At 33.8% G+C, this 12,293-nt stretch carries 10 protein-coding genes and 1 pseudogene; 2 read left to right on the top strand and 9 right to left on the bottom strand.

Translation table 11 applies throughout. From position 1 onward, the window contains the following. Positions 1–55: 55 nt before the first annotated feature. The 9 genes and pseudogenes from Q4500_RS08895 to Q4500_RS08855 form a co-directional block, all read right to left on the bottom strand. The gene (locus Q4500_RS08895; RefSeq protein ID WP_303599347.1) at positions 56–1,402 is read right to left on the bottom strand and encodes an OsmC family protein; all 1,347 of its coding nucleotides are present in this window, start codon (positions 1,400–1,402) and stop codon (positions 56–58) included. A 280-nt stretch (positions 1,403–1,682) separates the two neighbouring features. After that, positions 1,683–2,474, bottom strand: a complete 792-nt coding sequence (locus Q4500_RS08890; RefSeq protein ID WP_303599346.1) for an SGNH/GDSL hydrolase family protein — start codon at positions 2,472–2,474, stop codon at positions 1,683–1,685. Between the two features lie 68 nt (positions 2,475–2,542). Beyond that, positions 2,543–3,436 (bottom strand): annotated as a pseudogene (locus Q4500_RS08885) (alpha/beta hydrolase fold domain-containing protein); the annotation flags it as partial. Positions 3,437–3,676: 240 nt separating this feature from the next. Beyond that, on the bottom strand, positions 3,677–4,066 hold the full coding sequence (locus tag Q4500_RS08880; RefSeq protein WP_303599345.1) for a hypothetical protein: 390 nt from the start codon (positions 4,064–4,066) through the stop codon (positions 3,677–3,679). A 346-nt stretch (positions 4,067–4,412) separates the two neighbouring features. Further along, on the bottom strand, positions 4,413–5,012 hold the full coding sequence (locus Q4500_RS08875) for a GNAT family N-acetyltransferase (protein ID WP_303599344.1): 600 nt from the start codon (positions 5,010–5,012) through the stop codon (positions 4,413–4,415). Positions 5,013–5,226: 214 nt separating this feature from the next. Continuing rightward, positions 5,227–5,814, bottom strand: coding sequence for a hypothetical protein (locus tag Q4500_RS08870; RefSeq protein WP_303599343.1), 588 nt, complete (start codon positions 5,812–5,814; stop codon positions 5,227–5,229). A 463-nt stretch (positions 5,815–6,277) separates the two neighbouring features. After that, positions 6,278–6,745, bottom strand: coding sequence for a type II secretion system protein GspG (locus Q4500_RS08865; RefSeq protein WP_303599342.1), 468 nt, complete (start codon positions 6,743–6,745; stop codon positions 6,278–6,280). A gap of 236 nt (positions 6,746–6,981) precedes the next feature. Then, positions 6,982–7,605 (bottom strand): HmuY family protein, encoded by a 624-nt coding sequence (locus Q4500_RS08860; RefSeq protein ID WP_303599341.1) that lies wholly within the window; start codon positions 7,603–7,605, stop codon positions 6,982–6,984. Between the two features lie 36 nt (positions 7,606–7,641). Continuing rightward, positions 7,642–9,756 (bottom strand): TonB-dependent siderophore receptor, encoded by a 2,115-nt coding sequence (locus tag Q4500_RS08855; RefSeq protein WP_303599340.1) that lies wholly within the window; start codon positions 9,754–9,756, stop codon positions 7,642–7,644. Positions 9,757–9,871: 115 nt separating this feature from the next. On the opposite strand from Q4500_RS08855, the gene Q4500_RS08850 reads away from it, so the two are divergent. Continuing rightward, on the top strand, positions 9,872–10,777 hold the full coding sequence (locus Q4500_RS08850) for a DUF6607 family protein (protein ID WP_303599339.1): 906 nt from the start codon (positions 9,872–9,874) through the stop codon (positions 10,775–10,777). A gap of 4 nt (positions 10,778–10,781) precedes the next feature. After that, the gene (locus tag Q4500_RS08845) at positions 10,782–12,284 is read left to right on the top strand and encodes an ankyrin repeat domain-containing protein (RefSeq protein ID WP_303599338.1); all 1,503 of its coding nucleotides are present in this window, start codon (positions 10,782–10,784) and stop codon (positions 12,282–12,284) included. Positions 12,285–12,293: the final 9 nt, after the last annotated feature.

Genomic DNA, 12,293 nt, shown 5'->3' with positions numbered 1-12,293 from the left:
TTGCTAAGCGGGATAACAGTTTGATAAATCAAACTGTTTCCTAAACTGATCAGATCTAGTGAATTGGTTGTCCGTTCAAATAGATGTGAGTGTTCATTTTAGTGGCACTTTTTAATCCTTCGCCTGCAAAACATAATGCTAAAGATTTCTTATAAAAATACTCTAATCTTTCCTGCGTTTCATTTGATTCAACTAAAATGTATGAATGAACTGTACCAATGTGATCAACCATTTGAGTAGAATCTATAGCTTCTTGTTTAAAATCAATCTGGTCTTCAACTCGGTAATCGGTATATTGTAAATTCATCATAGCACTCGTTAATGTCGTCTGTGAAGTTAAACAAAGCGCAGTACCCAAAGTGAAATATTCAAGCGAGGTAGGTGCTAGAGGCTTATCATTTTTGTCGCTAAATTCATCTGCATATATTTCCCATGTTTCTTCAGAAGGTGTTGAAATAGTTATTTTAGTTAGATAAGGTCTTTCACTATTATTTGCTGATTCAGAAATAGCGAATATTTCAAATTCCAAATTATCCATAGTATTTAGCATTTCAAAAGCTGCTTGGTTTTTAGGTACTTCTAACTCTAAAAATTCTGGTAACGTAGCGCTGCTGGTAACAGAGGTCAATAAGAAATCTGCATCATAAGATATTTCTGAACCAGATGTGCCTGGTGTTGCCTTATAAGTGTCAAAATTATCTCCATTAATAACTAAGTGTGGTTCTATAACCGTTTCATTTTTTAAGGCATTTCCTGCTGTCCATGCTTGGAGGGCAAGGTTTATTGCACCTTGAACTTTATCTTGAGATACATCGCTATCAATAATAATATTGGTAGTAGTTACATCTAAAAATCCTGCTCCATTACTTGATGACATTTTGTTCCAACGGAATTTATTTAATACTTCTACTTTTATGTTTTTTAATGCTACATCTTTCTCTTTTGCCGCTTTCAGCAGTTGTGTATGTAAATTTGAAGCGATACCTGCAGTGTAATAACTAAGTGGTGATGGACCGAACGGATAAGTTCCTTCTTCTGCACCTTCATCGGCAAGTACCTGCCACCCTGTGTAATCATCTATACCTAAAGTTTGAACCATACCTTTTTTAAGCATGCTTGACTTTTCATTTTTTACCATTTCTGTGATTGCGACTGTATAGCTATTTTTAGAAATAGTATCGACCACGCTAGGTTCAAAAGATGCCGGAACTAAGGCTTTATCATTGCGTTCAATAACTTGATATTCTTTATAGTTGTCATAGCTTTCTCCTTTAGACATCATGAACGAAATCATGTTACGCTGCTCTTTAGGCATAGAAAACCAAATTACTACAGCTACAACACCTATAATAGACAAAATGGCTACTAAAGCTTTGAGGATAAAATTCTTCTTATTCTTCATAATTGTAGTTTAATTGTTTGAAAAACAAATAAATAGTATCGCAAGTTACTTTGTAGTCTATTGAAAAAATATGACTGAAATCAGTAGCTGTGATTATGCAAAAGTTTTTTCAAAATCTATGATCAAGAAGAAAAAGTTAGAATGAATTTTTTAGTTAGAAATTTGTTTGTTAAGATGTTAGGTGTCGAATAAATCGATTTTACTTTTAGAAAACCTGTAATTGATATTTAATAAATCGAAGGTGTTTTTAAACTCTAATTACATTTTAGAAATATATTATTTATAGGTTATGCTTTATGGCGGCTTTAATTTCTTTCGATTCTGTAATGTAGTTTGAAATATCTTTTGCCCAAATATGATACGTTCGTTTTGAAGGATGAACTCCGTCAACGAAAAATTCAGAAGGTTCTATTTCTAAATTGAATCTTTCAATATAATCTTCGCTAGAAGGTTTTAATGCGTAGTAATACACCTTGTCAAAATCTTTTACAATACTAATTAATTCTTCACCTAGTATGTTAACCAGATTGCCAATGGTAAATTTTATGATGGGCGTAAAAGCTGGAAATTCTTTTATGGGTGGCATATTGGTAAATACAATCGGCACATCGTTGAATTTAGCTTTAATGCTTTTGATAAGTTCACGAACGTCTCGGTTCCATTTTTTAGGTGAGTTCAATTCAAAAGCATCATTACCACCAAGGCCGACAACAATTAGATCGACAGCTTCTTCTGTAATGAGATCAATAATTTTTTCGTTTACTTTTTTTGCAGTATACCCGCTTTTAGCATAAACTTTCCAATCGACATTTGTATTTAGTTTCATAGCCAATTCGTCTGCCAAGGAGCCAGTAAAGCCCTCTTGGTGAGTTTTAACTCCAACACCTGCAATAGTACTTTCGCCGATAGTTAGCATACGTAGTACCTTTTTAGAAGAGATTGTTGATAAGCCTTTGGTACCTTCAGCTTCGGGTAATCGTGGAACAGTTTTTTTGATATTTTTACCTTGAAAATACATTATAGGTAATAGCGGAATAGTAATGATTGATCCTAAAATATATTTTATATTCATGTTTCTATTTTGCTGGCATTATTGATTTTTTTCTTCTTTAATGATAATTACCTTTTAGAATGTACTAGCTAGTTATTTATAATATTGATAATTTCATTCAAAGATATTTTAGCTTCTTTCATTACTGGTAAGAAGGGCCAAATATGGGGCATATTTTTTCCTTCGATTAATTCGAAATTTATATTAGCATCAATAATTTTTTTGACAGCTAACTTTTGGTCCGGATTAAAAATGTCATTTTCTGCTATAAATAAAATTGTATACGGGAACTTAGCAAAACTTCCGTATAAAGGTGAAATCATAGCATTTTTCAAATCATTATTCTCGGCACACATTTTTTTCGCACTTAATACTCCGATTTTTGAAAGCATTGGGTCAATACTATCTACTTTGTCAATTTCAGAATTAGACATACTTGAATCCATAACAGGGGTAATCAAAATGATTTTTTTTGGTAGTTTAATGCCCTTTAATATCAGCCGTTGGGTTAAACTGACGATTAATGTTCCACCAACAGAATCTCCAATTAAATAAATGTTATTTGCTTGAAATTGGTCTAAGGCAGTATTGTAAATAGAGTCTATGTTTTCTGAAATTATTGATATCTTGTTTTCAGGTGACTTTGGATAATCGCACATCCAAATTTTATAATCTGTTTGTGAAGCTATTTTTTTAAAAGAATCCCAATGATGTTTAGCCGGACCAGAAATAAATGCACCACCGTGAATAAATATCAAAAGGTTTTTAGAATTTTTATATCGTCCTACTTCAGTAATTAAAGAATCTAAAACCTTAAAAGTCCGTATTTTGTTTTGCTTGTAAAACTTGCCTTTCGGATATTTTACATCTTCTTTTCTGATTCTTTTGAAGTCTATAGGGGCTATACTAAAAATCTTTTTCAAGCCTTTTAGCTTAATGACAAACAGTGTAATATAGTACGATAAGCTTTGCTTCATTATTTTGCTACTGTTCGTTAGTGCATATTGTTAACATAAATAGAATGTTGAATTTTATTGCGTTTTAACTATGAATAGCTTAGGAGCAAACTAGCATTTGTTTCCTGCAAATTACATAGCGATATCTTTTTTTTTTGCCCGAACGGACTTTTCGATATTTTGGGTTTTTTTTTTTTTCATTTTTCTGGTCAAAGCGAAATTCTAAAGATTTATCTTCTCTATTATTTTATTAGTTATCCAGCTATTCTAATCGTCCATTTTAGCTTGAGTAATATCGCTAAAAGTCGGAGGGTTTTCTGTAAAACTTCCAACACCCTTTTTATTAACTTTGAAAAGCACATCTTTTGTTGTGGTAAATAATACAACTGTCAAGAAAGATGTTTTAAGATGAGATTTTAAGATGATAAAAGCCTCGTCTAAAGTAAGCTCTTCGGTTTGGTCTTCGGTCTCTCTAGATCTATAACGTAATTTAAGCAAGACTTTAAAGCCATTTTCAGAATAGATGGGTCTTACGAATATATTTCTCAAATTAGGCTTACCAATGGTTTTTGCCATGGTTAGTTTCGCAAAGTTACCTTCTTCAACACTTTCTGTTACTTGTTTCCAGAAAATAAGAAATTCATCTTGATAGGGCATAAATTAAATATTGATGAGTAAAACTTTAAATTACCAAATTAATGAATTTTGTATTCCTTTATAATATGTACAGAAGCAAATGTCAAAAAATGTGCGTTAAAATGAATATTGAAAAAAAGAATAAAAGGAATATAAGTATTCACTTTTCAGTGCTTTTTAAATTGAATTTTGATGATAGTAAATTATGGTATAGCGGTTAAGTTCTTTTTTGCTGTTATAATTCATATATAGAATCAATTTAGTAGAATCTAAAGCTGTTTCTATACGACATTTCTGTTCAATAAATTCTAAGGCAATGCATTTTATGGGTTACTGTACCCGGTTTTTATTTTAAAGTACAAATCTCTTAGTAGGTTTCAAATTCAGAAAAGAGCTCATCTTTAAGTTCTTTCCATTCATTTTTAATGATGCTAAAATAGACGTCAGTTCTACTTTCTCCATTTGATGCGATGTAATTGTTTCTAAAAACACCCTCTTTTTGCGCGCCTAATTTTTCAATTGCTTTTAATGACCTTAAGTTAGCTTTGTCTGAACTAAACTGTATTCTTCTAAATCCAATTTCTTCAAAGCCAAATTTCAATAGTTCATATTTGCAGGCTTTGTTTAAACCTGTGCCTTGAAACTCTGTACCGTACCAGGTCCATCCAATTTCACATTTTTGGCTAGAGGTATTTAAGTTGCCGTATCTGGTACAACCTGCGACTTTATTGGTTAGTTTGTCTATAACTAAAAACGGATAGCACAAGCCGCTATTTTTATCTTTAATCGTCTTAGAAATATAATTCTTTAAACCTTGTTCGTTGTTTACACTCATTCCCATAAATTCCCAGATTTCTTTATCGAAAATTATTTCTTTGAGCTCTTCATTTCGTTCGTTCTCAAAAGGCAGCAATAATACACTATCGTTTTCAAGCTGTATTTTTGTTTTTAATAATTTTGGCTTCATTTTTAATTACTTACAGTGTTTAATTTATTTGTATTGTTTAGGCAAAGAAATTTTTTCATTTCCGTCTGAGCACGAAGCTAAAGCTTATTGTTTTGCTTTTTCTTTTTTTGTCCAAAGCTAAATCCATAAGACTTAACGACTCCATAAATATACACAGACCTTTCGATTTTTTTCTAAACTCCGCATTACGTTTAGGTTTTGTTGTCATTAGTTTTTATTCCGTAATATAATTTTCAAATTCAGATTTACTTACATTTTTCACAACAGTTGGCTTCTCCACTCTTAATTGACCTCTGTCAGTTACAGAAACTAATTTTTCATTTGGTAATTCCATAAAATATTGAAATTCCCTTTTGTCAAAGTCATATTTTGACCAAGCAAAAGTTCCTTTCTTATTTTCGTTGTGATAATAATCCGTTTCCGTTTTTGAATCCAAAATTCCGTACTCAATTATTTTTTTAAAATGTCCATTTCTCGGTTCCGGTTTCCACCAATAAGTTGTGAATTGTTCAGACTCATAATCACTAACTTTCCAATCTGATTTCAAAGTAGGAATTCCTAGTTGTTCACGTTCAGAATTGAATTCCATTCCGTGATTTTTATTTAGAGGAACAAGTAATTCATAAGCTTTATTTATTCCAAAATAAATAGCCATATAAATTATCCCTTTTCCCAACCCCTTTCCCAAAGTTTTAACCGAGAAAGAAAACTGTTTTGGGTCAGTTTTGTAATCATAATAATACGCAATGAATATCGGTGCGATTAATAGTAATCCTAATAATATGATAATTGTGTAACTCAAATTCTATAAAATTAATGACAACGGCTAGGCTAAGCGTAGTGCGGTGGTAAGGAAACTTTTCGTTTCCGTCTGCACACGAAGCTAAAGCTTATTGTTTAGATTTATTTTTTCTTGTCCAAAGCTAAATCCATAAGATTTAGCGACCTCATAAATATACACAGACCTTTCGGTTTTGCCTTAAAGTCCGCATTACGTTTAGCCATTGTTGTAGCACGTTTTTATTTATTCGCTTTTAATTTTCCCTCTGATTAGAATAAAACTCAGCGTTGAAAAAATACATATACCAACTATTAATAATCCATATTGAAGTAATCCAGTAAAAACAAGTGTAGTAAACTTGCCATCGGGATTCATATCCCATTTTTCATAGAGTACAAAGATGACGTTATGGTAATCCATTAAAAAATAGAAAGATATACAGACTAAGCTAATTATATAAAGTCCAATAATTTTTAAACCTCTTTTATTCCGATTTAATGTCATCTTCCGTTTTAAATTTTCCATCCGAACCAGCAGAAGTGATTAAAAACCTTTGTCCATTTTCCGTAACCTTAAATTCATATTCTCGATTCCAAGCGTCTTTTTTCCAATCTTGTCTCAAAGGACTATTTCCGATTAATTCATTAAGGTCCGTTGGATATTTTCCGAACTTTTCATTCCAATTTTCCATTCTCTCACTAATTTCAGCTATTTCTTTTTCAGTTTTATCAGGATAGATAGACGTTCTTTGATAACCGAAAAATAGAAATGCGCTTATACTTCCAACTAATAAAAGCGAAATGACCATAATTGAACTCGGTTGTAGAAAATATTTCTGAATAGGTCTTTTAACACCATCTTCTTTTTCTTTTTTACTAATTCGTTTCCGATGTTTGTAATCCTCGTGAATTAGTCCAAATTCTGCTAAAGTCGAAAGTATTAATTCAATCATTTAGTTGGTTTTGGTAAATGTGCTACAACAATTAAATATATAACATATGTTATATATCCTTCCAATATGAGATATATAAAACATATGTTATATATATATATTATACTACCAATATACCAAATTACATTTGAAGAAAACCCGTACTAGTTTAAACTGTATGAACAACTGCTTTATACTAAATAAAAAAAGCCCGTCTTTACAGACGAGCTTTTATAAACAACTTAAATTAAAACAAACTATTCAAAAGAAGTTTCCCCAACGTTAGGGTTGTATACATAGTTAAAAGTGTAATATGGTGTTGCATCGGTAAATGGATCTGGCACCGCTGGGGCATCTTCGTAGTAGCTTATAAATTCCACTTTAACGTAATTACCTTCTGTAGTTTTAAAAACAAACACTTTACCAGGTATAGCGGTAACGGTAAAGCTTTCAGAATTGTAATTGTACCAGCCATTATCGCTTCCTGTTGGTATGGCAAATGATGTTTCTGAGTCTTGGTTGAAAGTAAGGTCAGCGGCAGAGGTTACACTGGTAAATGTTCCAGTTACTATTGCAGCGCTAACATCTCCGTTTCTTGTTGGTTCATCTGTCGTACCTGTTGCAACGCCACCGTTTACAGCAATTGTTGTTCCTCTAAAGGCAATGTCCCAATCAGTATCACTTGTAGTTTCTGCGCCTGTTTCAAAATCGAATTTGGTGAATTCGCCACCAACGGGTTCGCCTTGTCCTCCTGTTTGTGGGGCGTATAGGTTGCTTACCGTTTCAGTTAATAAGGGTTCTGTTTGGGTACTGTCATCGTCGTTGCTACAAGAGGCGAATGCCACTGCTAAAAATGCTACTGCTAAAATGTTCTTCGTCATGGTCATGTAATTAATACCTGCGCGTGGTCAGGTGGGTTAGAATTGATAATTTAGTTTTAGGTATCCTTGAATTCCCGGCATTGTCGGGATATTGTTATCGGTATAGTCCAAAAGGTTATTTGCACCTACCTGTAATGTGAGATTTTTATAAAATATTTTGCTTATCGCTGCATTTAAGGTTACGAAACCATCTATAAAACTGGTATCATAATTATCTATGAGGTCGTTTCCATTGGTGTCATACTGGGCATATTTACTTCTATACAGTACACGCATATTTACATTGGTACTGGCAGACGGTATATCATAATACACCTTAAAATTAGCATTGTGTCGAGAGCGATTCACCAAGCCGAAATAGTCTGACTGTGCTAGTGCAACCGACTGCCCACTTTCAGCATCCCGCACAAATACTTGATTATCTGCTACATCTTGTTTTTTCTGCTTGTCAAAAGCATATAGCAATTGGTACCCGGCACTAATGTTCAGTTCATTGGTAAGTTTGTAGCTTGAATTGATTTCAAAGCCTGTGGTATATATTTCATCAAAATTCATGTAACTGAATACATTTTGACCATTTATTTTACGGGCGATAATGCGTGTATCTATCAAGTTTTTGAAATCGTTTCTAAAGAAATTTACCTCTGTATTTCCACGACCGTGCTTTAGATTAAAACCTAGGTTGTACCCGATAGAACTTTCTGCTTCTAAAGGTTTGTCAAGTTCATCTTCGGTAACCAATACACTAAGGATCTGTTCTTGTTCTACTAACTCTTGTAGTTTGTCTAAAGCTACATTATAGCCTAGTACGGTGTACCCAACGGCAGAATTGGTAAAGTCGAAATACAGCTGCCTAAAATCGGGTGCTTTAAAACCGTAGCCAACAGAACCCTTGATCGATAGATTGTTATTTAATTGGTAACGCAAAGCCAATTTAGGGCTGAACTGGTTGTTGTATTCTGAGTGATTATCAAACCGTGCACCGGCTATAATATTCAACTTTTCAATAGGATTAAAATCGTACTGTGCATAAAGGTATTGAGAGGTGAAGTTGACTGTTTCATCAAAATATGTTCTGTCTAGCTCATCTAATTGTAAACCCATACCAGCAGTTAAAGTTCCGTTTTGTAACCCAGTATTATTTTCGTTTTCAGAAGCAAAGGTGTAGCTGCCACGTACCTCTGGGCGAAATAGTTTTTGGTTAAAATCACTATCACTCAATACATCTGTAGAAATAGGATCAGCCAATAATTCTGTAGCCATATAATTTGTATAATAAAGCTCGTAGGCCATGGTAAGATTTGGGGTCCATTTATGGTCTAATCTAGCGTGAGTATTCCATTCACGTTCTTTGGTATCACCTATATATTGTATACTGTCTAGTGTAAAACCTGCATCTTGGTTTTGATCGTAAAAACGTGCGGAGGTGAATAGGGATAGTTTATCGTTGAAATCATAATACAAACGACCATTTAAAGTGTAGTTGGTAAACGGATTCACGGTTTGCCCTTCTACATCTTCATTTAGATCATACCCGTTAGATGAAAATCTATTAGCGAAAAATCCATAACGAAACTTTTTAAATGCTTGTTTCAAATCTAGATTAATATCCTGTTGAGTGAAACTTCCTATTCTGTAAGATGCATTACCACTTAAGGCTTCTGTTTGTGGTTTTTCCGTAATAATATTTATCACACCGCCTAAGGCCTCAGAACCATATAAAGAGCTCGCCGGACCTTTTACGACTTCAATCTGTTTGATATTCCCTACGGTTAATCTGCTTAAATCAAAATTACCTGCACTTCTACCAACAAGAGGTACGCCATCTATTAGAATAAGGATATAGTCTGATGCTATACCTTGTATTTGTACGCCTTGAAATCCGCTTTCATCAGCAACGGTTATTATACCTGTTTGCTCGTTCAATATTTCATTTAAACGAACTGTACCAGATTTTATAATTTGCTTTTTGCCCACCAAGGTAGCGGGTAGGGGAAGAGATGATAGTTGACGCTCGGTTCTAGTTGCGGTAACAATAACTTCATCTAGTTGTTGCGATAAAATAGAGTCTTTAGCATTTTCTACCTGGCTTTGAGCAAGTGTCAGTTGATAGGTAATAAGCAGTAAGTAGGGAACAAACTTATATCGCATTATTCTTATTTAGAATTATTCTTAATACTCGACAAATATATAAACAATTCTTATTTAGAATAAATAAAAATAACTATTTTTGTCATCGAACCAGAAAACAATAAATAATAATCTAATGAGAACACCCATTTCTATTGCCATAGCACTGGTTATTTCTGTAAGTGCCTTTTCACAAAAAGATAAAATGAGGAAAGACCGCGAGGCTATAAAAAGCATGTGCGGTTGTTATGAAGTAACTTTTAACTTCTCAGAAACCTTTAACTATAGTACAGACTCGCTATATAAACCATCTAAAACCAAAGTAGATAAAGGGTTAGAGTGGGCAGAACTAATAACAGACGAGGACGATAAAATCTCTATTCAACATTTATTACAAGTAGGTAACCCTGCTGATCCGCATATTGTAAAACACTGGAGACAAGATTGGTTGTTTGAGAATACAGATTTGTACTCCTACAATGCTGATAATACTTGGACATTTAAGAAGCTGACTGCTGATCAGGTAAAAGGGCAATGGACCCAAAAAGTATTTCAAGTAGATGATAGTCCGCGGTACGAGGGTTCTTCTACTTGGGTTCATGTAGATGGTAAAAGTTATTGGGAAAATACTGCAGATGCGCCACTAGCTAGGCGTGAGTATACTACCAGAAGCGATTACAACTTAACCGTTCGTGGTAACCGTCATGAAGTAACGGATTATGGGTGGTTGCATGACCAAGATAATACTAAGGTAATTCGTGAAGATGGTAAAGAAGATGTTATTCTTGCTCAAGAAAAGGGATATAATACGTATGTAAAAGTTGATGATAGTAAATGTGCCGCAGCAGCTGCTTGGTGGAAATCAAATACAGATAAATGGGCTTTAGTGCGTACCAAGTGGGATGATGTATATGGTCGTAATCAAGACCTTTCTTTAGAACAGAAAGTAGATAATAAAGTATTGTATAAGTATCTTTTTGATGATGAATATGATCAAAAAGGGGAGATAGAAGAAGTAATTGAATCATTTGTAAAAAAATAAGAACATGAAAACCGTAAAACAAATAGCCTTAACCGCTCTATTGTTTGTAAGCTTCACTGGTATTGCACAGCAGAAAAATGAGTTGATAGATCGTAAATTTTGGAAGAGTAATCCAGATGTTGCTACCATAAAACAAAAAATCGCTGAGGGTAATGACCCTGCTGAGATGGATAGCAATTCTTTTGATGCTACTACTTTGGCAATTACCAGTAAGGCAGATACAGAGGTAGTTAAATATTTATTATCTCTTGAAGGTAACGCTGTAGATAAGAAAACTCATGATAGTCGTATTTATTTACACTGGGCAGCGTATGCTGGCGATGCTGAGTTGGTTCAGTTTTTATTAGATAATGGTGCATCGGTTACGGCTTTGGACAGTCACCGTTATACACCGCTTGCTTTTGGTGTAAATGCCGGACTTACAAACCCTGCAATTTATAATGCTTTTGAAAAGAAAGGTGTGAATTTAGTGGAGGAGAAAAATGAACATGGTGCTAATGTTTTACTATTGGCTGCACCTTCTCTTAAAACAGAAAAAGAATTGAATTTCTTTTTAGATAAAGGTTTGTCTTTAGATAGTAACGATGAGGATGGTAACGGAATTTTCAACTACGCTTCTAAAAAAGGAAATATAGATTTTTTAAATCTTCTTATTAAAAAGGGAGTTGATTACAAGTCACTTAATGATAATGGAGGTAATGCTTTTATGTTCGCATCGCAAGGTGGCCGCGGATTCAGTAATGGCTTGCCCGTCTATACCTATTTAAAAGGTCTTGGTTTGGAACCTAATATTGTAGAGAAAAATGGGAGCACACCGTTACACCGTTTAGCTTTTGGTACTAAAGATGCTGCTATTATTGAGCTCTTCTTAAATGCTGGTGCAGATGTAAACCAAGCAGACGAAGAGGGGAATACTCCGTTTTTAAACGCTGCTGCTAGAAACCAGCTTTCTATAGTTCAATTATTAGCCAAAAATGTGAAGGATATCAATGCTGCCAACAAGAGTGGGGAAACTGCACTTATGCTAGCGACTCATAGTAACAAGGCAGATGTGGTTGAGTTTTTAATAAGTAAGGGAGCGGATATCAATGCTCAAGATACTGCCGGTAATACGGCTGCTTACTTTTTGGCAGATTCGTATAATAAAAGAAACGCCAAGGCTTTTGATGCTAAGTTAGCTTTATTGAAGTCAAAAGGATTAAAATTCAATACCGTTCAAGGTGAAGGTAATACGTTATATCATGTGGCTGCTAAGAAAAATAACCTTGAGTTATTGAAAAAAGTGTCCGATTTTAATATCGATGTCAATGCTAAGAACGATGAAGGTTTAACTGCTTTACATGTAGCGGCAATGAAAGCAGAGAATGATAAGTTGCTTAAATTCTTACTTGCTAAAGGTGCGGATGCAAAGAGTACAACTGATTTTGAAGAAACGGTATATGATTTGGCTAGTGAAAACGAATTGTTGCAAAAAGAGAATACGTCTCTTAATTTCTTAAAGCAATAGAATCCTAAA

This window comes from Maribacter sp. 1_MG-2023 (genome assembly GCF_030547005.1).
Lineage (GTDB): Bacteria > Bacteroidota > Bacteroidia > Flavobacteriales > Flavobacteriaceae > Maribacter.
The sequence above is the reverse complement of the archived record's forward strand: the minus strand, read 5'-3'. Positions and strand labels throughout refer to the sequence as shown.